We start from the raw sequence: 16,231 nt of genomic DNA on the forward strand, positions 1-16,231 counted from the left end.
CAGTTTCGACTGAAGGCGAGTTCCCAATTTCGTGTGGGATTTTGTACCCGTCCTCATTAGGCGAGAGAGCAAACAAGCACTCTGAAAATTTTGTCCTTTTTGAAACAACACATTTCCACCCAATGCTGGCTATTTGCTTGACGCAACCCCCCGCTGTCGTAGACTCCGGTCATCCGTCAGGGAGTCACGGTTATGCCGCGTTTTGGAAGTTGGGTTATCGGATTGACCTTTGTAACGTGCGCAGTACAAGCGCAAACCCCTGCGCCAGACGATCCGTTGCTGGAGAACAGCGCGGCCGGTGGCACTGCCCAGGCCAGCAGTGAGGCCCGGGGTGTGTTGCGGGCGCGGGATCAGGCGGTGCTGGCCAGCGAGTTGCCGGGGCGGATTGTCGAGTTGCCGTTCAGCGAGGGCGAGTCGTTCAAGAAGGGCGATACCCTGGCCAAGTTCGATTGCTCGGGTTTTCAGGCCCAGCTCAATGCCGCGCAAGCCGCCAGCCGTGGCGCCAGTGAAGAGCTGTCGCACAACAAACAATTGGCGGCGTTGAATTCGGTCGGGCGTTTCGAAGTGGCGCGGGCCGAGGCCAAGGTCAGCGAGACTCAGGCGCAATCCCAGGTGTATCAGGTGCAGGTCAAACGCTGCAGCGTGCTCGCACCGTTCGATGGCCAGGTGGTCGAGCGCAAGGTCCAGCGTTATGAAAGCGTGGCGGCCGGTGCGCCGTTGCTGGATGTAGTCGATAACCGCACCCTGGAAATTCATTTGCTGATTCCGTCGCGCTGGATGGGCAAGCTCAAGCCCGGCCAGACCTTCAGTTTTGTCCCCGATGAAACCGGTCAACCGCTGAACGCCACGGTCAAGCGCCTGGGCGCGCGGATCGATGAAGGCAGCCAGACCTTGCTGTTGGTAGCGACGCTGCCGAACGCTGCAGGCCTGATGGCGGGTATGAGCGGTACGGCACGATTCGCGGAGCTTAAGTGAACGCCCCGATGACCGGCGGGGCCGAGCAGGTCTTCGCCCGATTCCTCGACCTTGAACGTCAGACCCGCGCCGCTCGCAACCCGGCGCAACTGGCTTACAGCCTGGTCAATGACGGCCAAGCGTTGTTCGGTTTCCGCCACGCGGCGCTGTTGATTGCCGGCAAAGTGCAAGCCGTGACCGGTGTCAGCACCGTGGACCCGAACGCGCCGTTCGTGGCGTTTGTCGAGCAGGCGGTGGCGCAGTTGTTCAAGCTCGAGCTGTTGAAACAGGCGCGAGCGATTTCCCCCACGCTGCTAAGCGAACCGATTCAGGCCGATTGGAAAAGTCTGTCCAGCGCCCAGGTGTTTTGGTTGCCGTTGGTGGATCATCAGGGCGAGGTGTTTGGCGGTTTATGGCTGGCCCGCGACGTGGCGTGGAACCCACCCGAACAAATCCTGCTGTCGCAACTGGGCGACACCTACAGCCACGCCTGGCTGGCGCTGCAACCGCGCAAACCCTGGCGCCTGCGCTGGACCCGAAAACGTCAGGTCGCCTTGGTCGCCGTGTTGTTGCTGGGGTTGTTGATCCCGGTGCGCCAATCGGTGCTGGCGCCGGCGCAAGTGGTGCCGCTGGGTGGGCGCGTAGTGGCGGCGCCGCTGGACGGGGTGATCGCCGAATTTCTGGTCAAACCCAACCAAGCGGTAAAAACCGGCGACCTGCTGCTGCGCTTCGAAAGCACCACCCTCAAGGCTCAGGCCGATGTGGCCGATCGTGCGCTGGGTGTGGCGGAAGCTGAGCTCAAGGCCAATTCCCAGCGCTCGTTCGCCGACACGGAGTCCAGTTCGAAGATTGATCTGTTGGCGGCGCGGGTCGAGCAGAAACGCGCTGAACGTGATTACGCCCGCGAACTGCTCAAACGCAGCGAAGTCCGTGCCGAACGCGACGGCATCGCGGTGTTTGCCGACGCCGACCGCTGGACCGGAAAACCAGTGCAGACCGGCGAACGGTTGATGGAAATTGCCGACCCGAACCAGGCTGAACTGCGCATCGAACTGGCGGTGGGCGATGCGATTGCCCTGGCGCCGGGGGCGCAGGTCGCGTTGTTCCTCGACAGCGACCCCTTGCAGCGTCACTTGGCCAAACTCGAACGCTCAGCCTACGAGGCGCAGCCCACGGCGGGCGGGCAACTGGCTTACCGACTGGACGCCAATTTCGAAAATGCCCCGCCCCGAATCGGTTTGCGCGGCACCGCGAAAATCTTCGGCGACCGCGCGCCGCTCGCGTTGTACCTGTTGCGCCGGCCGCTGGCCGGGTTACGGCAAAGCGTGGGCCTCTAAATGACCTTGCCGAGCTTGCGGGCCGACCTGCAATTGTCGGCCGCCGCCCCAGCCCTCGACGGCTCGCCGCGCTGGACCCTGGCGGATCCGGTGCGCGGGCGCTATTTCAAACTCGGCGCGGCGGCGATGCGCTTGTTGCGGCATTGGTCCCTTGGCGATCCCGAGCAAGTGCTGCGTGCCGCCAACCGTGAGCCGGGTTTGCCGCTGGACGGTGCCGAGCTTGAGCAGTTGCTGGGGTTTTTGCGCAGCCACGATTTGATCACCGCACTCGATCCGCAACAACGTGCCAGCTACAGCCTGAAAGCCGCCGCTCAGCGCCGCAGCCTGTGGCAAATCCTGCTGCATCAGTACCTGTTTTTCCGCATTCCGCTGTGGCGCCCCGACGCGTTTCTCAATCGCGCCTGGCCGTGGCTGGAGCGGTACGGCCCGCGTGCATTGCGCTACGGGTTGCCGGCCACTTTGGGGCTGGGTGTGTTTCTGGTGTCCCGCGACTGGCAGCGCTTTATCGCGACGTTCCCGCACCTGTTCAGCCTCGGCGGCGCGCTGTCCTTCGGCGTGGCGCTGTTCTTCGCCAAGCTCTGTCACGAGTTCGGCCACGCGTTCATGGCCAAGCGCGCCGGTTGTCGGGTGCAGAGCATGGGTGTGGCGTTCATGGTGATGCTGCCGATGTTTTATACGGATGTGAGCGATGCCTGGCGGGTCAATGACCGTCGAGCCCGGCTGCTGATCGGTGCCGGCGGCGTGTTGGCGGAATTGCTGCTGGCCTGCATCGCGCTATTGGCTTGGTCACTGCTGCCGGACGGCCCGGCGCGCACGGCGGCGTTCATGCTCGCCAGCGCCACGTGGATGACCACGCTGGTGATCAACCTCAATCCATTCATGCGTTTTGACGGTTATTTTTTGCTCAGCGATTTTCTCGAAGTGGACAACCTCCAGGGGCGGGCCTTTGCCCTGTGCCGCTGGCGTCTGCGCGAGTTTCTGTTCGGCTATGGCGAAGCGGCGCCGGAGCCGTGGTCGCCGAAGATGCAGCGGCGTTTGTTGATTTGGGGGTATGGCTCATGGCTGTGGCGTGCGGTGTTGTTTTTCGGGATCGCGCTGGCGGTCTACCACTTGTTCTTCAAGGTATTGGGGATTTTCCTGATGCTGGTGGAGCTGGTGTGGTTCATTTTTCTGCCGATCATGAGTGAATGGCGCCAGTGGTGGACCCGTCGTGAACAGGCCCACGGGTCGCGCGTATTGCTGAGTGGCCTGGCGTTGCTCGGGATGCTGCTGGTGCTGGTGTTGCCATGGCGCAGCGCGGTGGAGTTGCCGACGATGCTCGAGGCCGGACGCGCCAGTGCCTTGCATGCGCCGGTGGCATCGCGGGTCAAACGCGTGAATGTGCAGGACGGTCAGGTGGTTGCCGAGGGCGATGTGCTGGTCGAGCTGGAATCGCCGGACCTGGATTCGCGCCAGGCGATCGTGCGCCAGGAAATTCAGATCCAGCAGTTGCAGATGCGCCGTCAGGCCGGTCGCAGCGAAACCGCGGCGGACGCCACTATCGTTGAACAACGCCTCGCCGAAGCGGTGGCCGAATACCGTGGGCTGGCCGCTCAGCGCGAGCGCCTGCTGCTTCGCGCGCCCCACGCCGGCACAGTGCGCGATCTATTGCCGCAACTGGTGCCCGGTCGTTGGCTGGCCACCAAAGACGCGTTGGCGCGGGTGGTCGAAGACGGGGCGCGGTTGCGCGGTTATCTGGCCGAGGCTGATCTCTGGCGGGTGACGCCGGGCGCGCACGGGCGCTTTATCGCCGACGATCCGATGCACCCGGCCGTCGCCGTGCAACTGACCGACATTGATGCCAATGGCGTTGCTTATGTGGATCAGGAAGCGCTGACGTCCGACCATCACGGGCCGATTGCCGTGCGCCGTGATCAATCGCAACGGGCGGAGCCGGTACAAGCGCAATACGGCGCACGGCTCAGCCTGCTCGACAATGCGTCGACACCGATGCAGCCCCTGCGCGGCATTGTGGTGTTGCAGGGCAGCGGTGAATCATTGCTGGGTACGGCCTGGCGGCGCATGGCGGCGCTGGGTGTCAGGGAAAGCGGTTTTTAAGGGAGAGCAGCATGGCGAACAAGGGTGCAGTGGCGGCGGACGGTTTGGTGGTAAGGCCTTCGCGGGCCAGTGACGGACCTTTTCTGCAGAGCCTGTATCAGTCGGCCCGGCCGGATCTGCAATGGATCGACGGCGAGCCCGAGCGGGTCGAAGAATTGGTCGCCCAGCAGTTTCGGGTGCAGGAACAAGGCATTGAGGATGAATACCCCCACGCGATGCATTACGTGGTGGAAAAACTCGACACCCCCATCGGCGCGCTGACCACGGATTTCGGCCCCAATGAAATTCGCGTGTTGTACCTGGCGTTCATTCCTCAGGCGCGCGGCCAAGGGCATGGCCGCACGGTGCTGCAAGGGGTGCAGAAAGCCGCGCAGCAGATTCGCTGCCCGGTGGCGACGGTGGTGTGGGCGAGCAATCCGCATGCGCGTCGGCATTACCTGGCGTTGGGGTTTTCGGTTGAAGAGTGTAATCCGGCAGCGGAGCGGTTGGTCTGGTATCCGCGAGGTTAGAGCCCGAAAAAACGCTGCATAACCTGTGGGAGCGAGCAAGCTCCCACAGTGGAGATGTTGGCGGTTGGTCAATTAAACGCGATATAGAAATATCCCAACGCCGGATCCCGCCCCATCGCCGGCACGCGGGACACGAAAATATCCTGCACCGCCCCCAACCCCGGCAGGTCCAGCGCACATAATCCGTCCACAAACTCCGTCGGTTCGAGGCTGTTGAATCCCACACTAAACGGCACACGCTCGCTGTGGGGCAGTTGCGAGCGGGTTTTTTGTTCGAGGCTATCGATATGAATCGGCAGTTCACTGCCATCGGGCAGGCGCAACGTGGTGGTCTGGCCCAGCAGCGGTTGGAAGTGTTGGTCTTGAACCTGTTCCAGCATGGTGTCGCTCCAGCAAAGTGAGTGGCCGGGGGAGGCGAATCCCCCGGCGTGTTTTCAGTTGCGCGAAGGAAACAGGCCTTGCAGCGCGATGCTGAAGTTCAGCACCAGGAAGGGGTTCATGCTGGCCATCGGCAGGCCGGTGCCGGTGGGCGAAACGGTGCCGGACACGGTGGTGGTCGCACCTTTGAGCGCAACGGGCGATGCGCCCTGAGCGTCGGAATAGATCGTCGCCAGACCTGGCCCGCCACCCGAGGTGCCGAGATAGGCATTGGTCGCGGTCGGCACGCTGGCCGGGTTGCTTGCCGGGTTGGCCAATTGCAGGGTGGTGGTCGCAGTGATCCCGCTCAGGGTGTGGGTGTGGTTGGGCAGGTTGCTGAGGGTGGCGGTGATGTTTTCGGTGCCGGAGTTTTCCCCCATGACGCGGGTGGTCAGGCCCGGGCCGGTGCCTTGGCAGATCGGCAAGCGGCTTTGCAGGTTGGGCAGCCCGAATGTCTGGCTGCCGTTGCCGCCATAGACGGTCCCCAGCAGCGTAAACAAGGCTTGGTATTGCTGGATGTTCATGATCTGACCGTTACACAAAGCCCAACCGTTGGGCGCAAAGTTAAAGCCAAACGTCATGACGGTGCCCATAAATACGTCCATAAATCCTCATCCTTCAGGTAAATGTTCTGGCGGGCCCCGCGTCTGTGCGTGGCCAGGTCACGCCAAGGCAGAGCGTAGACCCGGATCGGCGGTGCTGCCGGATGTCGTGTCAGACAAGGCCAGCATCGACGGCTAACCCTGGCTGGCCTAAAGTGACGGCATGTTTCAGTGACCACACCGTCGTGAATTTACCGGCCCCGCAAGAGGAAGTAATGGAGGCGCGCAGAGAAACGCCGGTCGGCGACAGGCAAGATCCCCACGCAGCGCCAGGCGCCTGGATGGGCGCTCAACGATGGGTTCGCTGGGCCAAAGAACACTGGTTGTTGCCGATCATGGTGTTGGCGACGCTGGTGCGTTTCTACGACCTGACGGCCGCCGCGATCTGGGGCGACGAAGGTTCCAGCCTGCTGCTGAGTCAGAATTCGTTCAGCGACATCTGGGTCCATGCCGCCCACGACGTGCACCCACCGCTGTATTTCCTGCTGTTGCACGGCTGGATCGACTGGTTCGGCGACGGCATTTTTTCGATCCGCACCCTGAGTGCATTGCCGGGGATCATCACGGTCGGGCTGGGCGTGTGGCTGGTGGATTTGCTCGCCACCCGGCGCGCGGCGTTGCTGGCCGGGATCCTCCTGGCGCTGCTGCCCACGGCGGTGCGTTACAGCCAGGAAGTGCGCATGTACTCCCTGCTCGGCCTGCTCCTGATCGGCGCCACGATTGCGCTGGTTTACTGGGTACGGCAGCCCCGGCGTAACGGCTACCTGGTGGTCTATGCGCTGCTGATGGCGGCGGCGTTCTATACCCACTATTTCACTGCGTTGTGCGTGATCGGCCACTGGCTGTGGCTGGCCGTGGTGCGTCTGCAACCAGGTTATCGCCTGCGGCATGTCCAGCGTCCGGCCTGGTGGTTGGCGAACCTGGCGATTGTATTGTTGTACCTGCCTTGGGTGCCCAACCTGATCGATCTGGTGCAGCACATGGACGCGCTCAAGGCCAACGGTGATGTCGGCTGGGAAGACCCGGTCACGCTGAGCTCGTTGCCGTCGATGATCTGGTTGTTTTTTACTCAGGACGATGGCGGAACGTTACCAATCTGGTTGTTCATCACCTTGCCGCTGGCGTTGCTGGCGGTGATTGGCGTGGCGCTGGCACGGGATCGCAGCGTTTTCCGTGGCAGCGTGCTGTTGGCACTTTTCGGCGTGCTGCCGGTTCTGCTGGTCTTCGCGGTGTCGTTCATCTCGCCGGTGTTCATTGAGCGTTATTTGACCGCTTATGCGTTGGGCTTGCCGATGCTGGTGGCACTGGCGGTTGATCGCCTGTACGCCCACTTCCGGGTGCTGGCCCTGGCTATTCTGGTGTTGTTCATCGGCGTTGAACTGGTGGGGGTGAAGAACAACGCTTCGGCCAATCCGGATGAACAATTCAGCGTCATGGTCGACTACGTCAATCAGCACTTCGCCCCCGGTGACCAAATCGTGACGGGCGACATGCTCTGGTATCTCGTTTACGTCTATTACAACCGCACCGAGGCCAAGCCGCTGCTGTATACGCCGCCCCAGGCCGATGGAGCATCGAGCCGGCCGAATGCCTATGGCTTCGGTACATTGATGAGCAGCGATGTGTATGTAGACCGACTCGATGATGTGGTTAAAAACGGCGGGCGCGTCTGGTTGATTGGTTTGGCACAGATGCCGGATGAGTTTCCTTCATTGCCTGCCGGCTGGAAAAACCTGAGCGAGAAGCGGGTGGGCGATATCCGTGCGAGGTTGTTTGTGCGGCCGTGAGGGGCATAGTGAAACCGCTGGTTGGCGGGTTGTGCATGCGCCTCGGTAATCACGACGCCAGTCTCTGGACCAAGCTTTGATTCAACCCGTCGCTACAAAGTAAAGCCGCATGCCAACACAACCTACGAATCGAACCAGCATTACCGTTTGTCGGCCTCTTGAAAATCGCTTAAACGTTTCACCTGAAAAACAGTGACATTCACCGCAGTTTCCCGCCCGTTCAGCGCCAATTTGATATCAAAACACCACTAGTCGAAACCCCAGCCATAGACTACGCTTTGCCCTACAAATGGACTTATGACTAGGGTGAAGGGATTGCAGCAGTTCCACTTTATCTCCGGCTTGCCGCGCTCAGGCTCCACCCTGCTTTCTGCAATTCTTTTGCAGAACCCGCGTTTTCACGCCGGTATGACCAGCCCGGTCGGTTCTCTCTTCAGTAGTGTCCTTGATCAATGCAGCGCCGGCAGTGAGTTTGGCGCGGTAATCGATACCGACCTGCGCCGCCGTTTGCTTCGCGGGTTGTTCGACTCTTTCTATGCCGACAAGGCCGACAAACCGGTGGTGTTCGACACCAACCGGCTCTGGAGTTCGCGTCTGCCGGCCATCAACGACCTGTTCCCCAAAGCCAAGGTGATTGCCTGTGTGCGCAATGTCGCCTGGGTGATGGACAGCCTCGAGCGCATTTACCGCGCCAATCCTTATGAAAACACCAAGCTGTTTGTCGACGCCGCTGAGCGCAACACCGTTTACAGCCGTTGCGAAACCCTGGCCCAGCGCAATCGTTTGGTGGGTTTTGCCTGGGCGGCGCTCAAGGAAGCGTATTACGGCGAACAGGCCGATTCGTTGCTGCTGGTCGATTACGACCTGCTGACCCAGGCCCCGGAGCGAGTGCTGCGGCTGGTCTACGACTTTATCGACGAGCCGTGGTTTGAGCACGACTTCAACAACCTGGCGTATGACGCGCCGGAGTTCGATCAAGGTCTTGGGGTCGCGGGCCTGCACAAGGTCAAACCCAAGGTTGAACTGCAAACCCGACGCACCGTCCTGCCGCCGGATTTGTTCAAACAATACGCAGAGTTGTCCTTTTGGCTCGATGGCTCAGCCAGCGCCGCCAATGTCATTCGTATGAAAGCCGACGCCGCGATCAGTTGATCGCGGCGTTTTCAATGATGCCTCAAGAAAGTTCGAGTTCGGGTGAGCAGCATGTGGTGGAGCAAAGGCAAGTCACGGGTTACCGAAGGCGCACGGGCACTGGCTGCCCCCATGATCATTTCGCTGGAACCGCGCATGCTGTTCGACGGCGCGGTGGCAGCCACGGTGGCCGATGCCGCCCAGCCTGACAGCCATCCGACCGCCGACGCCGCCAAAGCGCCGACTGCCGATCACCCGGTCGCCAGCAAGGACACCCACGGCCAAGCCGATGCGACACCTGCGCCGGCCGCCACGCCGGTTGCGGTGCCAGGGCAGACGGTGGTGTTCGTCGATTCGCGGGTCAAAGACTCGGACAGCCTGCTCAAAGGCGTCGCTCCCGGCACCCAGGTGGTGCAACTCGACGGCAGCAAGGACGGCTTGCAACAGATCGCCGATTACCTCGGCAGCCACCAAGGCATCAGCACGGTAGAAATCATTGCCCACGGCAACGCCGGGGATCTGTGGCTGGGCAGCACTTACCTGTCCGCCGATAACGTCGGCGAGCGCAGCGCGGTACTCGGGCAAATCGGCAAGGACATGAACGTCGGTGGCGACATCCTGATCTACGGTTGCTACACCGCCGAAGGTGATCGTGGCCTGAGTTTCGTCGGCTCGATTGCCAGCATGACCGGCCGCGATGTTGCCGCGTCCACCAACCGCACCGGTGTGGGCGGCGACTGGAACCTGGAAATCGCAACCGGCAGCATCGAAAGCGTCAACGTGCTCTCGACCCAGTCCATGAGCGCCTACCAATGGGGCCTGGCGACCTGGACCGCGACCAACAACCTGGACAGCGGCGACAGTGCGTCCCTGCGCGGCCGACTGGCGCTGGCACAGAACGGCGACATCGTCACGTTCAGCGCCAGCATGACCGTCAACCTGAACACCGAATTGCTGATCAATAAGAACGTCACCATCGACGGCGACCTGAACAACGACGGCGTGGCGGACGTGACCCTCAGCGGTCAATACAAAACCCGTGTCATCGAAGTCGCGTCTGGCAGCACCGTGATACTCGACGGCTTGACCATCACCAAAGGCCTGGCGGCCGGCAATGGCGCCAACAGTGGTTTCACCGCTGCTGACGCCTTGGGCGGCGGGATTTCGAATGCCGGTAACCTGACCCTGAAAAACGTCACCGTGACGGCCAACGCGGCGTCCGGGGGCGGTGGCGGCGGTGGCGTGACGCCGATTTACGGCGGTGGTAGCGGTGGTGGTGGCGGCGGCGTTGGCGGAGCAGGCGGCGGTGCCGGCGGCAACACCACGGCACAGGGCCGGCCAACGTATTTCGGGACCGTGGGTGGTTCCGGTGCGGGCGGTATCGGCGGCAGTTATGACTCGATTCATCTCGGTGGTCGTGGCGGTGCCGTCAACGGTACCGGCGGTGCTGGCGGCACTTCCGGCACATCGGGCTACAGCGTTGGCGGCCATGGCGGTTCAGCCACCAACGGCACCATTACGGTCGGTGGCGGCGGTGGCGGCTCCGGTTGGGACAGGGTCGGCGGTATCGGCGGTTCAGCTGCGGGCGGCGTCTACAACTCCGGCACCTTGACCGTGATTGGCACCTCGCACATCACCGGCAACATCGCGGCCGGTGGCGGCGGTGGTGGTGGCGGCGGGATCGCCGGTGACGGCGGTAGCGCTGATCCCGGCGGTGCGGCCGGCCAAGGCATCGGCGGGATCTGGAACAAGGGCACGCTGATCATGACGGCGGCCAACTTCACGGCCCTGAGCGGCAACGTCGGCGGCAGTGGCTCCGGCGGTGGTGCATCGGGCGGCGGCGCTGCGGGCAGCACGCCCTCGAACGTGACCAACCTGCGCAACGACGGCACCCTGATCAACAATTACATCGAGCCGCCCACCGCGACCATCGTCGTGGCCGACCCGACCTTAAGCATCGGCGAAACCTCCCTGGTGACCATCACCTTCAGCACCGCCGTGACCGGTTTCACCAACGCCGACCTGACCATCCCCAACGGGACGCTGAGCGCGGTGAGCAGCAGCGATGGCGGCGTGACCTGGACCGCGACGTTCACCCCGAGCGCATCGATCACCGACACCACCAACGTCATCACCCTGGACAACACCGGGGTGCAGAGCGTCAGTGGCAGTGTCGTGGGCATCGGCACCAGCGATTCCAACAATTACGTGGTCGATACCGTGCGGCCGACCGCGACCATCGTGGTCGCGGACAACGCGCTGACCGCCGGCGAAACCTCGCAAGTCACCATCACCTTCAGCGAAGCCGTGACCGGTTTCACCAACGCCGACCTGACCATCGCCAACGGCACGTTGAGCGCCGTGAGCAGCAGCGACGGCGGCGTCACCTGGACGGGCACGTTCACCCCGAGCGCCAGCATCAACGACACCACCAACGTCATTACCCTGGACAACACCGGGGTCAGCGACACGGCGGGCAACGCGGGCATCGGCAGCACCAACTCGAACAACTACACCGTGGATACCGTGCGCCCGAGCGCGACCATCGTCGTCGCCGACACCGCACTGGCCATCGGCGAAACCTCGCTGGTGACCATCACTTTCAACGAAGCGGTGACCGGTTTCACCACCGCCGACCTGACCGTGGCCAACGGCACCGTCAGTGGACTGAGCACCAGCGACGGCGGTATCACCTGGACCGCTACGCTGACCCCAACCAACTCGATAACCGACACCACTAACCTCGTCACCCTGGATAACACCGGGGTCAGCAGCCTGTCGGGCAACGCCGGCACGGGCACCACCAACTCCAACAACTACGGGGTTGATACCGTGCGGCCGACCGCCACCATCGTGGTCGCCACCTCCAGCCTCGCTATCGGCCAGACCTCGTTGGTGACCATCACCTTTTCCGAGGCAGTCAGCGGTTTCACCAACGCGGATCTGACCATTGCCAACGGCACGCTCACGGCGGTCAGCAGCAGCGACGGCGGCATTACCTGGACCGGCACGCTGACCCCGACCGCTTCGATCAACGACACCACCAACGTCGTGACCCTGGACAAAACCGGAGTCAGCGATCTGTCAGGCAACGCCGGCACGGGAACCACCAACTCCAACAACTACGTAATCGACACGGTTCGACCTACAGCGACCATCGTGGTCGCAAGCACCACGTTGGCCATCGGCCAGACGTCGCTGGTGACCATCACCTTCAGCGAGGCGGTCAGCGGTTTCACCAACGCCGACCTGACCATCGCCAACGGCACGTTGAGCGCCGTGAGCAGCAGCGACGACGGCGTCACCTGGACGGGCACGTTCACCCCGAGCGCCAGCATCAACGACACCACCAACGTCATCACCCTGGACAACACCGGGGTCAATGACTCGGCAGGCAATGCCGGCACGGGCAGCACCAACTCCAACAACTATGTCATCGACACGGTCCGACCTACGGCGACCATCGTCCTGGCCGACACGACCCTGAGTGCCGGCGAAACCTCGCTGGTGACCATCACCTTCAGCGAGGCGGTCACCGGTTTCACCAACGCCGACCTGACCATCGCCAACGGCACGTTGAGCGCTGTCAGCAGCAGCGATGGCGGCATCACCTGGACCGCGACCTTCACCCCGAGCGCGGGCGTCAACGATACGACCAATGTCATCACCCTGGCCAACGCCGGGGTGGCGGACCTGGCGGGTAATGCCGGCAGCGGCACCACCAACTCGGGCAACTACGTGGTCGACACCGTCGCGCCGAGCGCCACCATCGTGGTCGCCGACAACGCCCTGAAAATCGGCGAAACCTCGTTGGTGACCATCACCTTCAGCGAAGCGGTCAGTGGTTTCACCAACGCCGACCTGACCATCGCCAACGGTACGTTGAGCGCCGTGAGCAGCAGCGACGGCGGCGTGACCTGGACGGCGACTTTCACCCCGACCAGCGCGATCACCGACGCGACCAACCTGATCACCCTGGACAATACCGGCGTACAAGGCGTTTCCTCCGGCAACGTCGGCGTGGGTTCCAGCAATTCGAACAACTACGCCATCGACACCGTGCGGCCAACGGCTACCGTCGTGCTCGCGGATACCGCGCTGAAAATCGGCGACACCTCCGTGGTCACGATCACCTTCAGTGAAGCGGTCAGCGGTTTCACCAACGCCGACCTGACGATTACCAACGGCACGTTGTCGGCGGTCAGCAGCAGCGACGGCGGCATCACCTGGACGGCGACCTTCACCCCGACCAGCGCCATCACCGACGCGACCAACCTGATCACCCTCGACAACACCGGGGTTCAGGATCTGGCGGGCAATGCTGGCAGCGGCACCACCGATTCCAACAACTACGCCATCGACACGGTCCGCCCGACGGCGACCATCGTCCTGGCCGACACCGCCCTGAGCGCTGGTGAAACCTCGTTGGTGACGATCACCTTCTCTGAGGCCGTGACCGGTTTCACCAATGCCGACCTGGCGATTGCCAACGGCACGTTGAGCGCCGTGAGCAGCAGCGACGGCGGCCTCACCTGGACCGCGACCTTCACGCCGAGCGTTGGCGTGAATGACGCGACCAACGTCATCACCCTGGCCAATACCGGTGTGGCTGACCTGGCCGGCAACGCGGGCGCAGGCGTCACCAACTCGGGCAACTACACCATCGACACCGTGCTGCCGACCGCCACCATCGTGGTCGCCGACAACGCGCTGAACATCGGCGAAACCTCGTTGGTGACGATCACGTTCTCTGAGGCCGTGACCGGCTTCAGCAACGCCGACCTGACGATTGCCAACGGCACACTTACGGGGGTGACCAGCAGCGATGGCGGCATTACCTGGACGGCGACGTTTACACCGACCAACGCCATCACCGACGCGACCAACCTCATCACCCTGGACAACAGCGGCGTGCAAAACGCCTCGGGCAACGCCGGCAGCGGCGTCACCAACTCAAACAACTTTGCCATCGATACCCAGCGTCCCACTGCGACCATCGTGGTCGCCGACGCGGCACTCGGCGTCGGTCAAACCAGCCTGGTGACCATCACCTTCAGCGAAGCCGTGACCGGTTTTACCAACGCCGACCTGTTGATCGATAACGCGACCCTGAGCAACGTCAGCAGCAGCGACGGCGGCATTACCTGGACCGCGACCCTGTCACCGTTGGCTGGCATCACCGACACCAGCAACATCATTCGCCTGGACAACACCGGCATTCAGGACCTGGCCGGCAACGCCGGTGCAGGCACCACCGATTCCAACAACTACGTGATCGACAGTCAGCGTCCGAGCGCCACAATCGTCATGGCTGATACCGACCTGCGGCCGGGCGAAACCTCGTTGGTGACCATCACCTTCAGCGAAGCCGTGACTGGTTTCGACAACAGTGATTTGAGCGTCGCCAACGGTACGCTGAGCAACGTCAGCAGCAGTGACGGCGGCATCACCTGGACCGGGACCTTCACCCCGACCGTGGGCGTGACCGATGCCACCAACCTCATCACGCTCAACAATGCCGGCATCAGCGACCTGGCCGGCAATGCCGGGACCGGTGTGACCAACTCAGCGAACTATGCGGTGGACACCGAGGTGCCGACGGCGACTATCGTGGTCGCCGACAACGCATTGAAAGTCGGGGAAACTTCAGGGGTGACCATTACGTTCAGCGAAGCGGTCAGCGGTTTCACTAACGCCGACCTCACCATCGCCAATGGCACCTTGAGCAACGTGACGTCGAGTGACGGCGGCATTACCTGGACCGCAACCTTCACCCCAACCGTCAACGTGACCGACACCACCAACCTGATCAGCCTCGACAACACCGGCGTGACCAATGCCTCGGGCAACAGCGGCGTGGGCGTGACCGACTCCAACAACTACGCCATCGACACCGCGCGGCCGACCTCGACCATTGTTGTGGCGGACAGTCGCCTGGGCATCGGCTCGACCACCACGGTGACCATCACCTTCAGCGAAGCAGTCTCGGGTTTCGACCTGTCGGACCTCAGCGTGGCCAATGGCACCCTGTCCAACCTGCTCAGCAGTGACGGCGGCACCACCTGGACCGCGACCCTGACGCCGACGGCCAGCATCAACGACACCACCAACCTGATCATCCTCGACAACAGCAACGTGACGGACCTCGCCGGCAACACCGGCAGTACGATTGCGATCTCCAACAACTACATCCTCGACGCCACCCGGCCAACCGCGACCATCTCGGTCGCCAACCCGAACCTGGGCATCGGCCAGAGCACGCTGGTGACCTTCACCTTCAGCGAAGCGGTGAGCAATTTCGACCTGTCGGACCTGAGCGTGACCAACGGCGAGTTGAGCAACCTGGCGAGCACCGATGGCGGCAAGACCTGGACCGCGACCTTCAAGCCAACCGCCGGCGTGACCGACCCGAGCAACTTCATCGCACTCGATACCAGCAACGTCACCGACCTGGCCGGCAACACCGGCACGGGCGTGGCGGTGTCCAACAACTACGCCATCGACAGTGAACGGCCGACCGCCACGGTGGTGGTGGCCAACCCGAACCTGGGCGTGGGCCAGACCTCGCTGGTGACGTTCAGCTTCAACGAAGCGGTGAGCGGTTTCGACCTGTCCGACATCAGCGTGGCCAACGGCACCTTGTCCAACCTGGCGAGCAACGACGGCGGCAAAACCTGGACCGCGACCCTGACGCCCACCAGCAACCTCAGCAACGCCAACAATGCGATCAGCCTTAACGTCGCGGGCGTGACCGATGGTTCGGGCAATGCCGGCAGCGGCACCAGCCAATCCAACGGCTATGCGATCAACACCGTGACCGCCCCGCCGACGACAGTCGTGGTGGTGCCGGCGGATCCGGAATTCCGCACCCCGGCACCGGTGATCGTCATCGATCAACCGCACCTGCCGCTGCAACCGGTGATCTTCGCCGCACCCACCGGCACGCTGGCCTCGCCACTGACCTTTGCGCCGTTGTTCGAAGATCGGGTGCTGGGCGACGGTATCCGGCCGCTGGGGGACATCTTCATCAACCGTGGCGCGCTGGCACCGAGCTTCATCGCTCAGGTCTTTGCCAGCAGCGACAGTGCCGGCGATGGCTCGGGGCACGGTTTCCTCGGGTTTGGCGGCGGCGATGGCGGGGTGTTCGGCACCAGCACGTTGTCGAGCCTGTTCCATCAGGACAGCGGCGCCGAGCGCGATTCGCTGAATTCATTCGGCAATCATTCGATCCGTAGCGGCGATGTTTCCCAGGGACTGCGTGGCGTATTTGGCGCGCCGAGCCTGACCCAGCAATTACAAGAACTCAAAGACACCGAGCAGCGGCAGGTCAGCCTTCTGGCCGCAGCTTTGCAACAGGCCGGCATCAGCGAAATGCAGGCTTGAACACACACCTAATA

Annotated in this window: 9 protein-coding genes; 7 read left to right on the forward strand and 2 right to left on the reverse strand. The window is 62.8% G+C overall.

The annotated features are described in order from the left end of the window. The first annotated feature begins 192 nt into the window (after positions 1–192). The 4 genes from FQ192_RS28600 to FQ192_RS28615 are packed head-to-tail and all read left to right on the forward strand — an operon-like array spanning position 193 to position 4,897. On the forward strand, positions 193–975 hold the full coding sequence (locus FQ192_RS28600; protein ID WP_149661527.1) for an efflux RND transporter periplasmic adaptor subunit: 783 nt from the start codon (positions 193–195) through the stop codon (positions 973–975). After that, positions 972–2,291, forward strand: a complete 1,320-nt coding sequence (locus tag FQ192_RS28605; protein WP_149661528.1) for an efflux RND transporter periplasmic adaptor subunit — start codon at positions 972–974, stop codon at positions 2,289–2,291. Before FQ192_RS28600 ends, FQ192_RS28605 begins: the two co-directional genes overlap by 4 nt. Continuing rightward, positions 2,292–4,388 carry a biotin/lipoyl-binding protein gene (locus tag FQ192_RS28610; protein WP_149661529.1) on the forward strand — a complete coding sequence of 699 codons (2,097 nt, stop codon included), beginning with the start codon at positions 2,292–2,294 and terminating at the stop codon, positions 4,386–4,388. 11 nt (positions 4,389–4,399) lie between these two features. Beyond that, a complete protein-coding gene (locus FQ192_RS28615; RefSeq protein ID WP_149661530.1) occupies positions 4,400–4,897 on the forward strand; it encodes a GNAT family N-acetyltransferase in 498 nt (165 codons plus the stop codon). Between the two features lie 68 nt (positions 4,898–4,965). Here the strand turns inward: FQ192_RS28615 and FQ192_RS28620 are convergent, their stop codons facing one another. Together FQ192_RS28620 and FQ192_RS28625 are read right to left on the reverse strand one after the other, a co-directional pair. Further along, positions 4,966–5,277 carry a hypothetical protein gene (locus tag FQ192_RS28620; protein WP_149661531.1) on the reverse strand — a complete coding sequence of 104 codons (312 nt, stop codon included), beginning with the start codon at positions 5,275–5,277 and terminating at the stop codon, positions 4,966–4,968. Between the two features lie 54 nt (positions 5,278–5,331). Further along, a complete protein-coding gene (locus tag FQ192_RS28625; protein ID WP_149661532.1) occupies positions 5,332–5,919 on the reverse strand; it encodes a phage tail protein in 588 nt (195 codons plus the stop codon). A 212-nt stretch (positions 5,920–6,131) separates the two neighbouring features. Between FQ192_RS28625 and FQ192_RS28630 the strand changes: the two genes are divergently transcribed. The 3 genes from FQ192_RS28630 (at position 6,132) to FQ192_RS28640 (ending at position 16,217) form a co-directional block, all read left to right on the forward strand. After that, the gene (locus FQ192_RS28630; protein ID WP_149661533.1) at positions 6,132–7,703 is read left to right on the forward strand and encodes a glycosyltransferase family 39 protein; all 1,572 of its coding nucleotides are present in this window, start codon (positions 6,132–6,134) and stop codon (positions 7,701–7,703) included. Positions 7,704–8,009: 306 nt separating this feature from the next. Then, positions 8,010–8,855: a sulfotransferase gene (locus FQ192_RS28635; RefSeq protein ID WP_149661570.1), complete on the forward strand. Its 846-nt coding sequence runs from the start codon at positions 8,010–8,012 to the stop codon at positions 8,853–8,855. A gap of 51 nt (positions 8,856–8,906) precedes the next feature. Then, positions 8,907–16,217, forward strand: coding sequence for an Ig-like domain-containing protein (locus tag FQ192_RS28640; RefSeq protein WP_149661534.1), 7,311 nt, complete (start codon positions 8,907–8,909; stop codon positions 16,215–16,217). Positions 16,218–16,231: the final 14 nt, after the last annotated feature.

The organism is Pseudomonas sp. ANT_J12, assembly GCF_008370045.1.
Classification (GTDB): Bacteria; Pseudomonadota; Gammaproteobacteria; order Pseudomonadales; family Pseudomonadaceae; genus Aquipseudomonas.

What these genes read in the sequence shown, in the direction of transcription:
- FQ192_RS28600 (WP_149661527.1), top strand. Translation starts at nt 193, where the DNA reads ATGCCGCGTTTTGGAAGTTGGGTTATCGGATTGACCTTTGTAACGTGC.
- FQ192_RS28615 (WP_149661530.1), top strand. Translation starts at nt 4,400, where the DNA reads ATGGCGAACAAGGGTGCAGTGGCGGCGGACGGTTTGGTGGTAAGGCCT.
- FQ192_RS28620 (WP_149661531.1), bottom strand. Translation starts at nt 5,277, where the DNA reads ATGCTGGAACAGGTTCAAGACCAACACTTCCAACCGCTGCTGGGCCAG.
- FQ192_RS28640 (WP_149661534.1), top strand. Translation starts at nt 8,907, where the DNA reads ATGTGGTGGAGCAAAGGCAAGTCACGGGTTACCGAAGGCGCACGGGCA.
- FQ192_RS28625 (WP_149661532.1), bottom strand. Translation starts at nt 5,919, where the DNA reads ATGGACGTATTTATGGGCACCGTCATGACGTTTGGCTTTAACTTTGCG.
- FQ192_RS28630 (WP_149661533.1), top strand. Translation starts at nt 6,132, where the DNA reads ATGGAGGCGCGCAGAGAAACGCCGGTCGGCGACAGGCAAGATCCCCAC.
- FQ192_RS28610 (WP_149661529.1), top strand. Translation starts at nt 2,292, where the DNA reads ATGACCTTGCCGAGCTTGCGGGCCGACCTGCAATTGTCGGCCGCCGCC.